Source organism: Flavonifractor porci, assembly GCF_037572415.1.
Classification (GTDB): Bacteria; Bacillota; Clostridia; order Oscillospirales; family Oscillospiraceae; genus Flavonifractor; species Flavonifractor porci.
In genome coordinates, this window is sequence record NZ_JBBHLB010000002.1 from 83,233 (window position 1) to 100,388 (window position 17,156).

General features: G+C 60.1%; 16 protein-coding genes. 14 read left to right on the top strand and 2 right to left on the bottom strand.

Annotated features, from left to right (window positions below; all coding sequences use genetic code 11):
• The first annotated feature begins 7 nt into the window (after positions 1-7).
• On the top strand, positions 8-2,380 hold the full coding sequence (locus WHJ28_RS02635; protein ID WP_340039571.1) for an S-layer homology domain-containing protein: 2,373 nt from the start codon (positions 8-10) through the stop codon (positions 2,378-2,380).
• 63 nt (positions 2,381-2,443) lie between these two features.
• On the opposite strand, the gene WHJ28_RS02640 is transcribed toward WHJ28_RS02635, so the two are convergent.
• Entirely contained in the window at positions 2,444-3,112 is a 669-nt protein-coding gene (locus WHJ28_RS02640) for a hypothetical protein (protein ID WP_340039572.1), read from the bottom strand.
• A 55-nt stretch (positions 3,113-3,167) separates the two neighbouring features.
• Here WHJ28_RS02640 and WHJ28_RS02645 point away from each other — a divergent pair, with 55 nt between their 5' ends.
• The 6 genes from WHJ28_RS02645 to WHJ28_RS02670 all read left to right on the top strand — a co-directional run bounded on the left by WHJ28_RS02645 (position 3,168) and on the right by WHJ28_RS02670 (position 11,378).
• Positions 3,168-4,310, top strand: coding sequence for a tyrosine-type recombinase/integrase (locus tag WHJ28_RS02645; RefSeq protein WP_340039573.1), 1,143 nt, complete (start codon positions 3,168-3,170; stop codon positions 4,308-4,310).
• 68 nt (positions 4,311-4,378) lie between these two features.
• Positions 4,379-5,458 carry a PfkB family carbohydrate kinase gene (locus WHJ28_RS02650; RefSeq protein ID WP_340039574.1) on the top strand — a complete coding sequence of 360 codons (1,080 nt, stop codon included), beginning with the start codon at positions 4,379-4,381 and terminating at the stop codon, positions 5,456-5,458.
• Positions 5,459-5,495: 37 nt separating this feature from the next.
• Positions 5,496-6,419 carry a pseudouridine-5'-phosphate glycosidase gene (locus WHJ28_RS02655; protein WP_340039575.1) on the top strand — a complete coding sequence of 308 codons (924 nt, stop codon included), beginning with the start codon at positions 5,496-5,498 and terminating at the stop codon, positions 6,417-6,419.
• 223 nt (positions 6,420-6,642) lie between these two features.
• Positions 6,643-8,724, top strand: coding sequence for a 5'-nucleotidase C-terminal domain-containing protein (locus WHJ28_RS02660; RefSeq protein WP_340039576.1), 2,082 nt, complete (start codon positions 6,643-6,645; stop codon positions 8,722-8,724).
• 130 nt (positions 8,725-8,854) lie between these two features.
• Positions 8,855-9,619: an ABC transporter ATP-binding protein gene (locus WHJ28_RS02665; protein ID WP_340039577.1), complete on the top strand. Its 765-nt coding sequence runs from the start codon at positions 8,855-8,857 to the stop codon at positions 9,617-9,619.
• Positions 9,609-11,378, top strand: a complete 1,770-nt coding sequence (locus tag WHJ28_RS02670; RefSeq protein WP_340039578.1) for an ABC transporter permease — start codon at positions 9,609-9,611, stop codon at positions 11,376-11,378. Before WHJ28_RS02665 ends, WHJ28_RS02670 begins: the two co-directional genes overlap by 11 nt.
• Positions 11,379-11,446: 68 nt before the next feature.
• On the opposite strand, the gene WHJ28_RS02675 is transcribed toward WHJ28_RS02670, so the two are convergent.
• A complete protein-coding gene (locus WHJ28_RS02675) occupies positions 11,447-11,905 on the bottom strand; it encodes a hypothetical protein (protein ID WP_340039579.1) in 459 nt (152 codons plus the stop codon).
• 232 nt (positions 11,906-12,137) lie between these two features.
• On the opposite strand from WHJ28_RS02675, the gene secG reads away from it, so the two are divergent.
• The 7 genes from secG (at position 12,138) to WHJ28_RS02710 (ending at position 17,110) form a co-directional block, all read left to right on the top strand.
• Positions 12,138-12,374 (top strand): preprotein translocase subunit SecG, encoded by a 237-nt coding sequence (gene secG, locus WHJ28_RS02680; protein ID WP_204707323.1) that lies wholly within the window; start codon positions 12,138-12,140, stop codon positions 12,372-12,374.
• 91 nt (positions 12,375-12,465) lie between these two features.
• Positions 12,466-14,520: a ribonuclease R gene (gene rnr, locus WHJ28_RS02685; RefSeq protein WP_340039802.1), complete on the top strand. Its 2,055-nt coding sequence runs from the start codon at positions 12,466-12,468 to the stop codon at positions 14,518-14,520.
• A gap of 246 nt (positions 14,521-14,766) precedes the next feature.
• The gene (locus WHJ28_RS02690) at positions 14,767-15,201 is read left to right on the top strand and encodes a LytTR family DNA-binding domain-containing protein (RefSeq protein WP_340039580.1); all 435 of its coding nucleotides are present in this window, start codon (positions 14,767-14,769) and stop codon (positions 15,199-15,201) included.
• Positions 15,202-15,215: 14 nt separating this feature from the next.
• A complete protein-coding gene (locus tag WHJ28_RS02695; protein ID WP_340039581.1) occupies positions 15,216-16,034 on the top strand; it encodes a DUF3021 family protein in 819 nt (272 codons plus the stop codon).
• Positions 16,035-16,334 carry a hypothetical protein gene (locus WHJ28_RS02700; RefSeq protein ID WP_340039582.1) on the top strand — a complete coding sequence of 100 codons (300 nt, stop codon included), beginning with the start codon at positions 16,035-16,037 and terminating at the stop codon, positions 16,332-16,334.
• Positions 16,335-16,337: 3 nt separating this feature from the next.
• Entirely contained in the window at positions 16,338-16,610 is a 273-nt protein-coding gene (locus WHJ28_RS02705) for a hypothetical protein (RefSeq protein ID WP_340039584.1), read from the top strand.
• Positions 16,607-17,110, top strand: coding sequence for a hypothetical protein (locus WHJ28_RS02710; protein ID WP_340039585.1), 504 nt, complete (start codon positions 16,607-16,609; stop codon positions 17,108-17,110). The genes WHJ28_RS02705 and WHJ28_RS02710 overlap by 4 nt, the downstream gene beginning before the upstream one ends.
• Positions 17,111-17,156: the final 46 nt, after the last annotated feature.

Consider the following 17,156-nt stretch of genomic DNA (forward strand, 5'->3'; position numbering starts at 1 on the left):
ATTCCAAATGAGAAACCTCAAGAGGACTCTCAGCCTGGCTCTGGCCGGTGTCATGCTCATGGGCATGATGGTGATCGGCGCCGGCGCTGCGAGCAAGGATTTCACCGATGCTGGTGACATCAAGAATGTTGAGGCTGTCGACGTTATGGTCGCTCTGGGCGTGCTCGAGGGCGGCGATAAGGGCGACTTCCAGCCCAACTCCATCCTGACCCGTGAGCAGGCTGCCAAGATCATCTGCTACCTGCTGCTGGGCGAGGAGGCCGCTGAGAAGCTGGCCACCAGCGGCGCCGTGTTCTCCGACGTGGCTGCTGACCGCTGGTCCGCTCCCTACATCGGCTACTGTGTCAACCTGGGCATTCTGGCCGGTGACGGCAGCGGTCACTTCTTCCCCGAGGGCAAGCTGACCGGCGCTGCCTTTGCCAAGATGCTGCTGGTTGCTCTGGGCTATGATCCCAAGATCGAGAACTACACCGGCAGCGCCTGGACCATCAATGTGGCTGCTGACGCCATTGAGGCCGGCATCTCTCCCAAGGGCCTGGTGCTGACCAACGAGCTGTCCCGTCAGGACGCCGCTCAGATGGCTTATCAGACTCTGACCGCCACCATGGTCAAGTATGACAACAAGGGCATCGACATCGACTTCGGTACCGGCAGCGGTTCCGTCAGCGTGGGTGCTTCCACTGCCGAGCCTGTGAAGGCTACCAAGGCTGGTGGCTACCTGACTGTCGAGAAGGACAACGATGAGTACGTTCAGTTCTGTGAGAAGTATTTCTCCGACCTGACCCTCAACGCCAAGGGCGAAGACGCTTTCGGTCGTCCTGCCAACGTCTGGACCTATGAAAAGGACGAGGTTGGCACCTATGCTAAGGCTGCTGATGCTTCTTACACCGACGCTGTGAAGTCCGGCACCCTGTACACCGACCTGGGCCTGTCCAAGACCACTCCCGCTACCGTTGTCGCGGACGGCGGTAGTGATACTACTACTTTCTCCATCGAGAAGAGCAACAGCACCAAGACCGGCGGCAAGGGCGTTTTGACCGAGGCCTATGTTGATGCTGACAAGAACGTGACTCTGGTTCAGATCAACACCTATGTGGGTCAGGTCTCCAAGGTTGCCACTGCTGACGATGTGAAGAAGGACGAGAAGCCCTACATTGAGATCGACGGCCTGAGCAATGTTGTCTACGGTGGCAAGTTTGAGACCGCTGTGGAGTACGCTGAGGACGATATCGTTCTGTACACCTATGACAAGAGCGAGAAGAAGGTTATGTCCGTTGCTCTGGCCGAGAAGGTCGAGGATCTGGAGCTGACCTCCACCACCGGCAGCACCAAGTTCGTGGCCGGCGGCACCACCTATGAGTACAACGCTACTGCTGCTGTCTATGGCGGCAGACTGAAGGATAGCATCAATGTCTATCTGGACACCAACGGCTATGTTGTCTACGTGGAGAAGTACGAGGCTGGTTCCACCAACTATGCTTTCGTGCTGGATACCAAGCAGAACAACGATGGCTGGAACGGCAGCAAGAACACCTACGAGGCCAAGCTGCTGCTCACCGACGGCAGTGTGGTCGTGGTTGACACCGATAAGAAGAAAGCCACCGAGAACACCTTCGTCTCTTACACTGTGGACGACAATGACGTCTACACCCTGACCGCTAAGGATAAGACTTCTACGGCTGGCTCTAAGATCGAAGTGAGCAAGGGTACCTCTAAGTTCACTGCTGATGCTGCCTATTATGCCAACAGCAGCACCATCTTCCTGGTGCACGACAACGTGAACGACGAGTATGTTGTTTACACCGGTATCGCCAATATGCCCACCATGAACGGCGCTGCTACCGTGTATGTCAACACCAAGAACGGCGCTCCCAATAGTGTTGCTTCTATCGTCTACATCTCTGCTGCTGACACCGTGGTGTCCGACGCCAACAAGGGTCTGGTCTACATCATTGCTGGTAGCGAGTCCGACCTGATCAACGATGCCGACAAGGGTGAGTACTACACCTATAACGCAGTTGTTGATGGCGAGACTACCACCATCAATGTTGCCAAGGACGCCAAGCTGTCTGCTGATGTTCTGGCCAGCAAGCTGACCTACAACAGCAAGGATCTTGTCACCAACATCACTGCCTACAGCACCGAGGGCGACGACAAGGCCATCTCCGGCACTGGTACTCTGAAGACCACTGACGGCACCGTTGGCCTGCAGGGTGCTTACTACACCTACGCTGAGAACGTTGTTGTCTACAAGATCGAGGACAACGAGTTCAACAAGGTGAGCGTCACCTCCATCCGCGAGGATGCCGACGATACCTTCAACGCTGTGATCAAGGACGGCGAGGTTGTTGCCATCTTCATCACCGTTGTTGAGGCCTAATTGTAGGCTCCAAGGTTAAACGGACAGATAAGAGTGGTCCCCCTATTTTAGGGGGACCACTTTTTATAGTCCAATCACAAGATATGTGTAGGATTCTCCCAGTTCATTAAGTTGCCCTTCTGAACTGATACTGCCGGAGACAGAGCCACCGCTGGCCCAGCCGTCCACGTACCAACTCAGACCGTTCTGATTCCATTCCAGTACCAGTATACTGCCCATACCTGCTGTATCATTTGCTGCGCCATTGGTGTTAGGCCGCAAGAAGAGTGAAGTAGCTCGATAGCTGCCGCCGGTAATCATGACTACCTCGGGAAGAAAGGGAAAATCCAGATGATTTGGTGAGGTTTCGCCATATTTCCCCGTTCCCACATAATTGCCCACCATAACGCGGCAGTTACCTTTCTCCTCCAATGCCGTATCAATCTTCTTGAAATCCTCATTGAAGTCGGTCCGCAGGAAGGGGTCCGACGGTTCCCACTGGTGCAGCTGATAATGTTCCGTATACTTTGCCATAAAAATTCCTCCTTGTTTTGCAAGCGGCTCTTGCACCTCGTTCTTACCGGGACGGAGGTCTTTTGTTGCATGGAAAAAAGTAAGAACTGCTTTTGCTGAAAAATAAAGTGGTTTCTGCGGAAATGGGCCGCAGGTATCCAGCAGGTAACTAACATCAGAGAGAAACAGTAACAAAACCACCAGACCGGAGCGGTTGACGACTGAAACAATCCCTGACAAAATGCAAGATACGACTTTGTTCGACCAACATCTCGCGCATCGAGGAGGATCTGGAATGGCAAGAAAGACGATCAAGCAGAATCTGGCATACGACGATCAAAAGCAGCTTTACTACGTCTGCTTTAATTACGGTACCAGTGCCGACGGCCGCCGGGACCGAAGAGTACGCACCTTTACCGATCTGGCGGAAGCGGAACTGGCGCTGGAACAGTTCCAGAAAGGACAGGGTGGACGGGCGCTCTGCGATTCCAGCCGCCTGACCCTGGCAGAGTGGCTGGAGTATTGGCTGGAGGAGGTCATTGCACCCAATCGGGCCTACACCACCTATTACTGCTATCGCTCGCTCATCAAAAATCATATCGCTCCCGCTCTGGGCCATATCCGCCTGCGGCAGCTGGAGCCCTGGCATATCCAGAACTATTACGCTGAAAAAATGCGGGAGGGCCGCCTGGACTCCAACAGTGTCCATAAGCACCACATCCTGCTCCACACCGCCCTCCAACTGGCCTTCCGGCAGAAAATTTTGCGGGAAAACCCCGTGGAGCGGGTGGAGGCCCCCAGAGAACACCCCACCCGGCAGTTCTACTACACCCCGGAACAGCTGCGGGTCCTGTTCCGGGAGGTGGAAGGCTCCTGGCTGGAGCTGGTGGTCAAGCTGGGGGCCTACCTGGGCCTGCGGCGGGGGGAGATCTGTGGCTTGCGGTGGACGGATGTGGATTTTGAACACTATGTGATCCGCATCCGGGTCACCCGCACCACGGCGGGAGACCAGGTAGTGGAAAAGGAACCCAAGACCCGCAATTCCATCCGCACCCTGGGCATCGCCGGACTGGAGGACCTGACCCATCTGCTCCGCAGCATCCGCCAGGAACAGTTGGAACGGGCGGCGGCCCGGCCGGACTATGTGGACAGCGGCTATGTACTTACCGATGACAAAGGAGAACCCAGGCACCCAAACATGGTGACCTGGGCCTTCCGAACCTTTGTAAAGCGCCACGGCCTGCCGCCCATTACGGTCCACGGCCTGCGCCACACCTTCGCCAGCCTGGCCAACAGCGCCCGCATCCCCCTGGTGGACATCGGCAAAGCCCTGGGACACAAGGATGTGTCCATCACTGGACGGATCTACACCCATATTTTTGACCACACCCACCAGGAGGTGCTTAACACCGTGGCCGCCCGTATCGCCGCGGGATAAATCATGCTTGACAAATCTTTTGTATAAGCATATGATTAGAAAGAAGATAAAAGTTTAGGAGGTGCCCCATGACTCAGCGGGAACGGCAGATCCTCAAGTGGATCGAAGAAAACCCCCTGATCTCCCAGCAGGAGCTGGCGGAGAAGGCCGGTATTACCCGGTCGTCGGCGGCGGTGCATATCTCCAACCTGATGAAGCAGGGACATATCGCCGGAAAGGGCTACATCGTCCGTACCGCTCCTTACGCGGTGGTGGTGGGAGGCGTGAATCTGGACATCGGCGGCCGGTCTTTCGGCAAGCTGGTGCCGGCGGACTCCAATCCCGGACAGGTGCGGACCAGCCTGGGGGGCGTGGGCCGCAACATTGCTCACAATATGGCCTTGCTGGGGATGGATGTGCGGATGCTCACCGCCTTCGGTGACGATATGAACGCCCAGCGCATTGCCGCCAGCTGCGGGGAGCTGGGTATCGACATCAGCCAGTGCCTGACGGTGCCCGGCGGCGCCACCTCCACCTATCTCTTTATCGCCGACCACCGGGGGGATATGGCCCTGGCGGTGAGCGACATGGAGATCTATGAACACATGACCCCCGCTTTTCTGGCTGGCCGGAGCCGTCTGCTGCAAAACGCCCAGCTGGTGGTGGTGGATACCAACATTCCGGCTCAATCCATTGCCTGGCTGGCGGACAACCTGCATCTGCCCATCTTTGCCGATCCGGTATCTACCGCCAAGGCGGAGAAGCTGCGGCCGGTGCTGGGCAAGCTCCATACCCTCAAGCCCAACCGGATGGAGGCGGAGCTGCTCTCCGGGGTGGCCATCACCGACGAGAGCAGCCTGAACCGGGCGGCGGACACCCTGCTGGACACCGGCCTGCGGCGGGTATTCATCAGCCTGGGCGGGGAGGGCGTGCTGGCCGCCGACCACAACGGGCGGGTCCATGTGCCCTGCTGTTACGGCCAGATGGTGAATACCACCGGCTGCGGCGACGCGGGTATGGCTGCCATCGCCTGGGCCTACCTGGAGGGTACCGATCTGGCGGGCACCGCCAAAGCCGCCATGGCGGCGGGAGCCATTGCCATGGAGAGCGCCGAGACCATTAACCCGGCCATGAGCGCCCGACTGCTCAGAGACCGGATGGAAGCATAAGCATAACGACAACTGATTTCATATGGAGGTAACTGCAATGAATCTAAACAAGTTTCTGGATGTAGCCCCTGAAGTAGCCCAGGCCGTGGCCGAGGGCAAGCCTGTGGTGGCCCTGGAGTCCACCATCATCTCCCACGGTATGCCATACCCCCAGAATGTGGAGACCGCCCTGAAGGTGGAGCAGATCATCCGGGACAACGGCGCGGTGCCCGCCACCATCGCCATCCTGGGTGGCCGACTGAAGGCCGGTCTGAGCGCTGAGGAGATCGAGTACCTGGGCAAGCAGGGCCAGGCGGTGACCAAGGCCAGCCGCCGTGACCTGGCTGTGCTGGTGGCCCGCAAGGCCGACGGCGCTACCACCGTTACCACTACCATGATGATCGCCCACATGGCCGGCATCAAGATCTTTGCCACCGGCGGCATCGGAGGCGTCCACCGGGGTGCCGAGACCACCATGGATATCTCCGCCGACCTGGAGGAGCTGGCCTCTACCCCCGTGATGGTGGTGTGCGCCGGCGCCAAGTCCATCCTGGACCTGGGCCTGACCCTGGAGTACCTGGAGACCCACGGCGTGCCCGTCATCGGCTACGGCACCAAGGAGCTGCCCGCCTTCTACACCCGCAAGAGCGGCTTTGAGGTGGACTACCGCATGGACACCCCCGCGGAGATCGCCGCCGCTTTCCACGCTTCTCAGGAGCTGGGCCTGAAGGGCGGTATGCTGGTGACCAACCCCATCCCCGAGGAGTTTGCCATGGACCACGACGTGATCAACAAGGCCATCGACGAGGCCATTGCCCAGGCCAAGGAGCAGGGCATCCACGGCAAGGCCACCACCCCCTTCCTGCTGGCCAAGGTGAAGGAGCTTACCGGCGGCGACAGCCTGGATTCCAACATTCAGCTGGTGTTCAACAACGCCCGTCTGGCTGCCCGCACTGCTGCCGAGCTGTGCGCCATGGGTTGAGTTTTCCGTTTTTCAAGCAAAAGAGCGCCGCTTCATGCGGCGCTCTTTTGCTGTTTCGACACTGGAAATTGTAACAATATTTCTTTTTGTTTACATTCATCTGCCATGCGTTGAATCCGTCTCTGCCTGGACGTATAATAAAACAAAATGATCACACTTGGACCATATCACCGGTCCTGCACCGGTAACATACGCCCTGTATGGGAGAAAAGAGGCGATCTTGATGGCGCGGAAATCCATATTGTTCCGCAGGCTGGGCGCGGCGCTGCTGGCGCTGCTGCTTCTGCCGGCCGGAGCCTGGGCCGCGGAGCCTGCGGCTGTTCAGGCTGGTCCTGCCCTGGGAATCTACACCACAGGAGATATGGCGGGCCGGGTAGGGGAGACCGATCCTCTGACCGGGCAGCCGGAAGAGAACAGCTATTTGAAGGTGGCTTCCGCCATGGCAGCGGAACGCCAGACCATGGAGAGTACCCTGCTGTTGGACAGCGGCGACGCGGTGGCCAATACGCTGGTCAGCGGCAGCGCCGCCGATACGGCTTTGTCTTTGCGGACCATCGGCTATGACGGATTCATTCCCAGTGTGGAGGAATTCAGGCTGGGACAGGGGCATCGGGCCGCCTTTTTCCGGGATCTGACCCAGGAGAACGGCGAGGGTGCGCCGGTGGAGCTGATTTCCGCCGACTGGATGGAGGGGGACAGCGGCCAGACCGCTGCCCAGCCCTACCACATTTACACCAGGCAGCTGGGCGGTAAGGATATTCGCATCGCGGTGGTAGGGTTGGGTACCCTGGAGGTGCCTCAGTCATTGCCCTCCTACTATTACAGCGACAGCCGGTTCGGCCATGGGGACAATACCAGCCTGAGCTATGCCTGGGAGTGGAATCACTGGATCTGGCCCCAGCTGAAGCAGCAGAATTGTGACCTGGTGGTGGCGTGCTGTCATACAGACCAGGAGACGCTGCGGAAGTTTGCTGCTCAGACCACGGGAATTGATCTGTTGGTGGGCGGCCACGGCCAGGCGGATATGGGCACTGTGGAAAACCGGGAAGGCCAACCGGTGTCCTGGGTCAGCAGCGGTGGGACCGCACTGACCCGCACGGTGGTGACACTCTCTGCTGACGGCACGCCGGTGATCGGGGAGAGCCAGCTGCTGAGATTGAGCGGCTATGAGAATGATTGGGGATTGGCGAAGGCCACCGCCCGCGGGCAGCAGATCCAGCAGGTGAAAGCCGGCCAGAAAACGGGATCCTTGTCCGGCAGCTGGACAGAGAACGTTGCCAGCGCTGCCCAGCAGACACAGGTGGCTGATCTGGTGGCCCGGGCCATGCTGTGGACCTCGGGGGCGGATGTGGCTCTGGTCACAAATGGAAGCCTGGGCTATCTGCCTGAGCAGAGCAGCAGCGGAAGCGGAGCGCGTCCTTTGACCCTGAAGGACTGCGCTGCTCTGGCAAGGGGAACCAGCCCGGTGGTGATGGTGGAGCTGACCGGCGCCCAGCTGGAGGCGTGGCTGGAGGTCTGCGCCGGTCGATACCAGGTGGATGAGAGCGGCCGGGTAACCGGCGGTCAGGACGCGGATTTTCTCTATGGCATGGACTATGAGCTTTACGTGGGCGGTCAGCCCGGACAACGGGTGGTCAACCTGACCTGGCAGGGGCAGCCGGTGGAGCGGGCCCGAACTTATCGCGTGATTTTGGAGGAAGCCCACCTGCGTGACGAAGAGTTCCCGGCCTGTACGGTTGTGTGGTCCGCCGCCGCCGATATGCAGTATGCCGCCACCGGGGGGACCATGGCTTCGCTTTTGGCGGTGTTTACCTCCCGTATGGGGACCGTCATACCCCAGCGGCAGAGCACTTGGGCGGTATATGCTGGCTCTGTGGACAGCCCCATAACCCGGCTGGATTTTGTGGAGATGCTCTATGGTGTTGCGGGCCAGCCCAAGCCGGGTGCCAGTGTGGCCTTTGCAGATGTAACGGGCAGCGACGCGGTGGTTTGGGCCGCGGAGAAGCGCATTGTCAGCGGTGATGGCAAGGGCAAGTTCCTGCCCCGGATGGAAGTGACCCGGGAACAGGCGGCGGTCATGCTTTATAATTACGCCCGGGCAGAAAATCTGAACCTGACCGCCGATGGCTCGTCTGTCAACGCCCTGTCCGACCGGGCATCTGTCTCCGGCTGGGCTGTAACCCCGGTGGACTTTTGCCTCCGCAACGATCTGCTGGAGCCGGTGAACGGTCAGTTCCGGCCCTCTGCCACCATGACCCGGTCGGAGGTCCAGCGGACGATGGAAGTTTTGAACACATTGGATTGAACCTGTTTATGAAAGAAAACCGGACGCCCTGTGGGGCGTCCGGTTTTCTTTCACAAAACGGTAAGAGGACGTTTAGAAATTTTTAAGATGATCCTGATACACTATCTTCAGAAGCAAAGGAGGCATACAGATGGAGCAGATTCTGAAGGTAGAAGGACTGTGCCGGGATTATGGCAGAGGAACGGTTACCCGCGCGGTGGACCATGTGGATTTTACGGTGGAAAAGGGGGAATTTGTGGGCATTATGGGCCCGTCCGGCAGCGGAAAAACCACCCTGCTCAACTGCATTTCCACCATTGATACCCCTACGGCAGGCCACATCTGGGTAGAGGGGCAGGATATCACAGCGCTGAAGCAGAAGCAGCTCTCCCAGTTCCGCCGGGAGCGGCTGGGTTTTGTGTTCCAGGACTGCAACCTGCTGGATACGCTGACTGCTTTTGAAAACATTGCCCTGGCTCTCACCATCCGCAAGACTCCTCCTCAAAAGGTGGGGCGGCTGGTGCAGGAGACCGCTCAGCTGCTGGAGATCACCGATTGTCTGAACAAATATCCCTATCAGATGTCGGGCGGTCAGCAGCAGCGTGCCGCCGCGGCAAGGGCGATCATTACCCAGCCCGCCCTGATCCTGGCCGATGAGCCCACCGGCGCCCTGGACTCCAAGTCTGCCAGGCTGCTGCTGGAGCGGTTTGAGGTGATGAACGAGCTGCGCGAGGCCACCATTCTGATGGTGACCCACGACGCCTTTACCGCAAGTTATTGCCATCGTATCCTCTTTCTGCGGGACGGTGCGGTGTTTGCCCAGCTGGAGCGGGGCGCTCTGGATCGCAGAGACTTTTTCCGGCGAATCATCGACGTGGTGACTGAGCTGGGAGGTGACCAGAGCAATGTTCTATAAGCTGGCGGTCAAAAATGTAGGGCGCAGCTTCCGGGACTACGGGGTATACTTCCTGACCGTAGCCTTCGGCGTGTGTCTCTTCTATGTGTTCAACGCCCTGGAGACTCAGACTGTGATCCGCTATCTGGCCCAGCATCCCCGGGCCAACATCGTGGGAGCCATCCAGCAGCTCATCGGTATGCTGTCGGTTTTTGTGTGGGTGGTACTGGCCTTCCTCATCCTGTACGCCTCCGGCTTTCTGGTCCGCCGCCGGTCCCGGGAGCTGGGCACCTATCTGATGCTGGGCATGGAGCGCTGGCAGGTGGCCCGGCTGCTGCTGGCGGAGACCGCCGTCATTGCCCTGACGGCTCTGGCGGTTGGGCTGGCGCTGGGCGTGGTGCTCTCTCAGGCGCTGTCCCTCTTTACCGCCGGACTCTTTGCCGTGCCCATGACTTTTTTTGCGTTTTCCATCTCTCTCCCCGCGCTGGGTAAGACGGTGCTGGCTTTTGCGGCTATCTTCCTGCTGGTGATGTTCTGCCACGCATTTACCATATCCCGGCGGAAGCTGATCGACCTGCTGCGGGCCCGGCGGGTGAACCAGGAACTGAAGGTGCGCAGTCTGGGCGTCTCGGTGGTGCTCTTTCTCATCGGCTGTGCCCTGCTGGTTGTGGCCTACACCATGCTGCTGACCCGGGGCCTGCTGCGGGTGGACGAACTGTTCTGGGTGATGATCGGATTGGGCAGCCTGGGTACTCTGCTGTTTTTCCGGGCGCTGTCCGGCTTTCTGCTGCGTCTGTGCCAGAGCAGTAAAAAGCTCTACTATAAAAACTTAAATATGTTCATCCTGCGGCAGTTCAACGCCAACATCAATACCACCTACCGCTCCATGACGGTGATCTGTCTGATGCTGCTGCTGGCCATCGGTATTACTGCTACCTCTGTGGGACTGAACAACACTGTCTCTCAGATGGCGGACCAGACCGTGCCCCAGGATGTGGAACTGTCTGTCTGGCCGGAGGAGGATGGAGGGGCCATGGATCTGCCCGCCCTGCTGGCGGCAGAGGGCTTTGAACCGGACCAGCAGTGCAGCCGCTGGATCACCTTCCCCATGTATCGGGACGAGGATGGACACTCCTATCTGCTCCAGACGGACTACGACGCCTATGCGGCTGCCTGGGGAAGGGAGAAAGCCGATACTTTTGTGGAGGACTGGGGTATCCGGCTGGTGTCCGGCGAAACGGAAGGGCTGTCTGTGTCCCGCTGGTACTTCCTGGCCGACTATGCCGGGGGCGCTCAGGAGGCGGAGGACGCTTTTCTGGCGGCAGTGGACGATCTGAAGGATACCGGGGGCTACTCCTATACCACCAAACTGTCTGCCTGGATGGAGCTGATGGGTACCAAGGTGCTGGTGCTCTTCATCGGCCTCTATCTGGGGGTGGTGTTCCTGGTGGCCTCGGCGGCGGTGCTGGCCCTCCAGCAGCTCAGTCAGGCTGCCGACAGCGCCCAGCGCTACCGGGTGCTGTCCCGGCTGGGCGTGTCCGAGCGGATGCGGGGCCGGTCGGTGGATATCCAGGTGTTCCTGGCCTTCTTCCTTCCGCTGGCGCTGGCGCTGGTCCATGCCGTGGTGGGCATGACCGCCGCCAACGCCGTGATTGCCGAGGTGGGGAAGGTGGACGTGGCGGCCTCCAGCGCCGTTACCGCCCTGCTGCTGGTGGCGGTATACGGCGGCTACTTCCTGGCCACCTGCTGGGGCAGCCGGCGGCTGCTCAAGGGAGGCTGAACTCAGGAGGTGCCTCCCTGCGTGATAGAGCAAGGGCCTGCCGCAATCTGCGGCAGGCCCTTGTGGAGTTATGGATCGTCTGAATTGTCCCAGTCCTCTGAATCCTCCGGCTCCTTGGCAGGATCGGTTTCCTCAGTGGGGTAAAAGACCTGGAGCATGGCCCGAAGCAGGACCCAGAGTGCGGAGCAGACCACCGTCTCCACAGCCAGCAGGCCCGCGAAGCGGGCGGTGCTGCCGTCCAGGAAAAAGGATTCCACCACCGAGAAGAGGATCAGAAAGGCCAGCTGGGAAAAGAAAATGAGAAACTGCACCAGCAGAGGGGTCTTGTAGCGGGAGAGTTTGGGGCGGAACCGCTGACTCAGCCGGTCCCGCAGGAGCTTGAGGGGCGGAAAGAATGCCACCAGGAGGGGGGAGAGCACCATGGCAATGGCCGCAGGGTGGGACAGGAGCCGGGCCAGCTCGGCTTCGCCACTGCTGGATGATTCCATGCCGGGCGGGTCCAGATAAGCCAGGAAAATCGGATCCATAAACTGTGCCTCCTTTTCTTGGTTCTGCCTCTGGCTCCATGATAGGCCGGGGCTGGGAGGAAGTCAAGATACAGGGGAGGATCTTTGGAACTTCCCGTAAAAAATAATAAAACACTTGTAATCGTTCCTGTTTTGTGCTATTATCAATTTTACGTATGAGAGAAGGCGCGGGAGGACTGCGCCAAATAGAGTGCACATTGCCCCGCTGACGGGGCCGAAAGGACGATGTAGCGTGGATTACACCAAGCTGATTCTGAGCATTATCGATGTGGCGGCCTGCCTGTTCCTCATCGCCGTGGTGCTGCTCCAGTCCGGCAAGAGCGCCGGTCTATCCGGCGCCATCGCCGGTGTTGCCGACACCTTTATGGCCAAGAACAAGGCCAAGAGCTGGGACGCCAAGCTGGCCAAGATGACCAAGTGGGTGGCCATCGGCTTTATGATCATTACTTTTGTGATCTGCCTGCTCTGAGTATGCAAAAAAACGCCCTTCCGGTTCCGGAAGGGCGTTTTTTGTTGCGCCTGGGGCAAAACGGGGTATAATACAAACCAGAAATATCAGAATCAGAAAGGAACGATCTATGAAAGAGACAAAGGAATTGACCGGCATCTACCAGGCCAGCGGCCGAGGCTTCGGCTTTTTGATCCCGGAGGAGGGGGAGGACTGCTTCATTCCGCCCCGGGCCGATGGCGGCGCCTGGAATGGAGATAAAGTAACGGCCCGCATCCTTGAGGAGGACCCGCAGGAGGGCCGAAGGGTGGCCAAGGTAGTCCAGGTGCTGGAGCGGGCCAACAAAACCGTCACCGGCGTGCTGGAGCGTCAGGACCACGCTCTGTGGCTCCGCCCGGACAACGAACGCCTGCCCGGCCCCATCCAGGTGTTCACCAAGCGGAAGGGCGTGCGCCCCGGTGAGCGGGCGGCCGTGGCCATGACCAGCTTCGGCGGCAGCAGGACTGCCCCCATGGGCACCCTGCGGGAGCGGTTCGGCCCTGCCGACCGGCGGGAGAGCGCTGTGGAGGCCATCCTCTACACCCATGACATTGTGCGCACTTTCCCGCCTGCCGTGCTGGCAGAGACAGAGACCATCCCCCAGGCTGTGGAACCATCTGCCCTGGCGGGACGGCTGGACCTGCGGGGCAAGACCATCATCACCATCGACGGGGCCTCATCCAAGGACTTTGACGACGCCGTCAGTCTGGAGAAGGACGACCAGGGCCGCTGGGTTCTGGGGGTCCATATCGCCGATGTGAGCCATTATGTGCGCCCCGGCTCCCCTCTGGATCTGGAGGCCTGGGAGCGGGGCACCTCGGTGTATTTTGCCGACCAGGTGGTGCCCATGCTGCCGGTGGAGCTGTCCAACGGCATCTGCTCCCTCAATCCCCAGGTGGACCGGCTGGCTCTGTCCTGCATCCTGACCATGGACGTAAGCGGCGCGGTAGTGAGCCACACCATTGCCAAATCGGTGATCTGCTCCACCGAGCGGATGACCTACGAGGACTGCAATGTACTGCTGGCGGGAGAGGACCCCGCCCTGGCGGAGCGGTACGCTCACATCCTGCCCATGCTGCGGGACATGGCCGCTCTGGCCAGGCAGCTGGAGAAGCTGCGCCGGAACCGGGGGGCTCTGGACCTGGAGACCCGCGAGAGCTATGTGATCTGCGACAGTGAGGGCAAGCCGGTGGACGTAGCCCTGCGGCAGCAGGGGGAGAGCGAGAAGCTCATCGAGTCCTTTATGCTGGCGGCCAACGAGTGCGTGGCGGAGCACCTGAACCGCCTTCACAAGCCCTGCGTTTACCGGGTCCATGAGAAGCCCTCCGACGAGAAGGGGGAGGCCCTGCGTACCATGGTGGCCCCTCTGGGCTACGACCTGAAAGGGACCGACAGCCACTCCCTCCAAAAGCTGCTGGACTGGGCAAAGGGCAGGCCGGAAGAGGGGGCGGTGTCCATGATGGTGCTGCGCTCCCTGATGAAGGCCCGGTACGACGAGGATAACCTGGGCCACTTTGGTCTGGGAGCGGAGTATTACTGCCACTTCACCTCCCCCATCCGCCGCTATCCCGACCTGATGGTCCACCGGGTGCTGACCGCCCTGCTGGACGGGACGCTGGACAAGGGGGAGAAGAGGCTGACCACCGCTGTGCAGCGGGCCGCCGTCCAGTCCTCCCAGCGGGAACTGGCTGCCCAGGAAGCCGAGCGGGAGATCGAGAAGCGCTACCTGGCTGAGTTTATGACAGGCCATATCGGGGAGAGATTTGCCGGTGTGGTGACCGGCGTCACCCGGTTCGGCCTCTTTGTGTCGGTGGCCGGGGGCGTGGAGGGCCTGCTGCCGGTGGAGGCCCTGCCCGGCGGGCCCTGGGAGTATGACCAGGCCCATCTGCTTCTGGTGGAGCTGAACGGCAGCGGCCGGTATCCCTTCGGTATGCCCCTGGAGGTGGAGTGCGCCGCCGCCGACCCGGTGAGCGGCCAGGTGGACTTTATCCTCCCCGGCGGTACCCCTGTAGCCAAGCAGGAGCGGTGCCCGGAGAAGCCCAGGGAGGAAAAGCCTCGCCGGAAGAAGGGAGGCAACCGCCGGGCCATGCACCTGCCCAAACGGCGAAAAGGGGGTAGAAAACGATGATGAATCGTATTCTTTCCAGTGCATTATTGCTCGGCGTATTTAGTTTAACGGGGTGTGGCAGTTAAATGGCCAACCCGGAGCCTGCCCCCATCCCTGACCCGGTGGGGCAGGCTGACATTGATTCCCTCAATGCCCAGATTCAGGCCCTTGCCTGAACCGACCGTCCTCACAGCGGGGCCGTCTGTCCAAAAATCATGGACAGACGGCCCCCTTTTCGCTATAGTGGGGTTGAAAGGAGGCGGGAGCATGAAGGTAACGGTTATCATTGATCCGGAACGGGACGGGCCGGAGATCACGATCACGGCTCCTGCCCTCACTGACGAGGTGAAAGCCCTGGCGGCCCGGTTGGAGGGAGGGGGCATCCTCACCGGCTGGCGGGGGGACACCGCCGTGCCGCTGAAAGCGGACGCCATCCTCCGCTGCTACGGGGAGGAGAAGGGGGTGAAGGTTCAGACCACCCAGGGAGTATTTGACCTGCGGGAGCGGCTCTATGAGCTGGAAGCCAAGCTGGACCGGCATACCTTTGTGCGCATCTCTCACTCGGAGATCGTGAACCTGCGTAAGATCACCGCCATGGACCTGGGCCTCACCGGCACCATCCGCATCACCTTGGTAGAGGAGACGGTATGCTATGTCTCCCGGCGGTACGTGAAGAAAATCAAGGAGGCTTTGGGGCTGTGAAGGAGGGAAGGACCATGCTGTTTGACGATCGAAGACAGGCCCTGCGCCGGGCACTGGTCGGGGCGGCGGTGGGGGTGGCCATCCATCTGCTGCTGGGCTATCTGATGGGCTGTTTCAGCCTGTTCGGTCCCTCCGATTTCCGGGGCTTTTATTTTCCCAACTGCGGCGTTCCCTACCGGTGGGAGACGCTGGGGGTGACCCTGTCCTTTGTTCTCTTTGCCCTCTTTGGGGCGGAGGCAGGCATCTCTACCCTACCCTTTGCCGGGCATGGGCGGGCCCTGGCGGTACGGACCATCCTCCATTTCCTGCTGATGGAGGCCACCGTGGGGGTATGGGTGACCCTCAACTTTGGCCTGCGGGAGGTGCCCGCCTGTCTGGTGCCGCTGACTCTGGTATACTGCATGATCTGGCTGGTGCGTTGGACCATCTGGCACAGTGAGATGGAGGTCATCCGAAAAAAGCTGGGACTCATTCCAAAGCCCTCTCAGTGGAAGTGGAAGGAGACACTGCCCTCCATTCCGATGATCCTGCTCATTTGCCTGGGGCTGCCCTGGCTGCTCCGGCTGCTGGGGGGAGGCGGCATAGGCCTGCTCGGCGGCGCCATCTATGTAGAAGTGCTGCTGCCCATCGGCTGTATGGCCGCCGGTATGTTCCTGGGGGAGCGCCACGGCTTTTGCCCTCTCTATCCGGTGCTGTGCGCGGTGGGGGTGCTGCCTGCTGTCTTCCTGCTCTATAACGACACTATACTCATTCTCCTGTGCGCCATCGCCTTCGGTTCCGGCCTGCTGGGGGTGGCGGCGGGAGCCTGGCCCAGAAAAAAGAAGGAGAATTAAATGGAACGGTTCTATCTGCTGATATGGTGGGGCGCCCCTGTCCTGGGGGCGCTGCTGGGGACAATGGCTCTTACCCTGTTGGTGTACCGCCTGACCCGGCAGCGGCTCCGGCCCCTTCGGCTGCTGCCCCTGGTACTTCTGACCATTCCCTTGACCATCGCGCTGAATCTGTATCTGACGAACCATGGACCCTGGGTATTCTGGGAACTGGGCGTGCTGTACTCGGGCGCCGTGGGCGCTGCCATCCTCCTGGGCTGGCTGGCGGGATGGCGGCTCTGGCGGAGAAAGGAGCGCATTTAAGAGATGGAACTCTTTTTGATCTTCTGGGGCACGCTGGCAGGTACGCTGGCCCTCACTCTGCTCATCGGGAGGCTGACCAGGCAGCGGCTCCAGGTGCTGCGGCTGTTCCCTCTGGGCCTTCTGCTTATCCCTTTGACGGGAAGCGTGGTTGCATGGGTACGGGACCACTTTTTGTGGCAGCTGGAGGTGGCACTGTGGGCTATAATCGGCAGCGCCCTCTTCCTGGGCTGGCTGATTGGCTGGGCATTCTGCAGGGAAAGAAAGGGGATGCCATGAAACGGGAAGTAAAGCTGTACAATGTCCTGCTGCCTATCTGGATTCTGTATTTCTTCCCCCAGGTGTGGCTCATCACCCTGCCGGGGAATCTGATCATTGACTGCCTGGTGCTGCTCATCACATTGGTGCTTTTGAAGCACACCGAGAAGAAGGCGGTGCTGAAACAGCTGTGGTGGAAGTTTGGGCTGCTGGGTTTTCTGGCCGATTTTATCGGGGCTGTGTTTCTGTTTGGTTTCTGGTACCTCTCCCTGCTGCCGGACCCTGTGGGCAGCTGGGTGGACCAGGTGCTTTCCACCGCCTTCCTCAATCCCTTCCGCACCCTGCCTGGCTTCCTGTACACTCTGGCCGGGGTAGCCGTTGCCGGTGTGTGCATCTACTTCCTGGACAAAAGGGCCATGAGGTCCTGCGCCCTGCTGGACGGGCGGCAGCGGCATATCATTGCCCTGACCATGGCCACTGTCACTGCCCCCTGGACCTTTTTGATCCCCCTCTATTCTTAATGAAACAGAAAGCCGCGGCCCCGATACGTCGGGGTTGCGGCTTTTT

Bases quoted from the DNA above. Each gene is read 5' to 3' on its own strand.
- WHJ28_RS02635 (WP_340039571.1), top strand. From the start codon at position 8: ATGAGAAACCTCAAGAGGACTCTCAGCCTGGCTCTGGCCGGTGTCATG.
- WHJ28_RS02645 (WP_340039573.1), top strand. From the start codon at position 3,168: ATGGCAAGAAAGACGATCAAGCAGAATCTGGCATACGACGATCAAAAG.
- WHJ28_RS02650 (WP_340039574.1), top strand. From the start codon at position 4,379: ATGACTCAGCGGGAACGGCAGATCCTCAAGTGGATCGAAGAAAACCCC.
- WHJ28_RS02655 (WP_340039575.1), top strand. From the start codon at position 5,496: ATGAATCTAAACAAGTTTCTGGATGTAGCCCCTGAAGTAGCCCAGGCC.
- WHJ28_RS02660 (WP_340039576.1), top strand. From the start codon at position 6,643: ATGGCGCGGAAATCCATATTGTTCCGCAGGCTGGGCGCGGCGCTGCTG.
- WHJ28_RS02665 (WP_340039577.1), top strand. From the start codon at position 8,855: ATGGAGCAGATTCTGAAGGTAGAAGGACTGTGCCGGGATTATGGCAGA.
- WHJ28_RS02670 (WP_340039578.1), top strand. From the start codon at position 9,609: ATGTTCTATAAGCTGGCGGTCAAAAATGTAGGGCGCAGCTTCCGGGAC.
- WHJ28_RS02675 (WP_340039579.1), bottom strand. From the start codon at position 11,905: ATGGATCCGATTTTCCTGGCTTATCTGGACCCGCCCGGCATGGAATCA.
- WHJ28_RS02690 (WP_340039580.1), top strand. From the start codon at position 14,767: ATGAAGGTAACGGTTATCATTGATCCGGAACGGGACGGGCCGGAGATC.
- WHJ28_RS02695 (WP_340039581.1), top strand. From the start codon at position 15,216: ATGCTGTTTGACGATCGAAGACAGGCCCTGCGCCGGGCACTGGTCGGG.
- WHJ28_RS02700 (WP_340039582.1), top strand. From the start codon at position 16,035: ATGGAACGGTTCTATCTGCTGATATGGTGGGGCGCCCCTGTCCTGGGG.
- WHJ28_RS02705 (WP_340039584.1), top strand. From the start codon at position 16,338: ATGGAACTCTTTTTGATCTTCTGGGGCACGCTGGCAGGTACGCTGGCC.
- WHJ28_RS02710 (WP_340039585.1), top strand. From the start codon at position 16,607: ATGAAACGGGAAGTAAAGCTGTACAATGTCCTGCTGCCTATCTGGATT.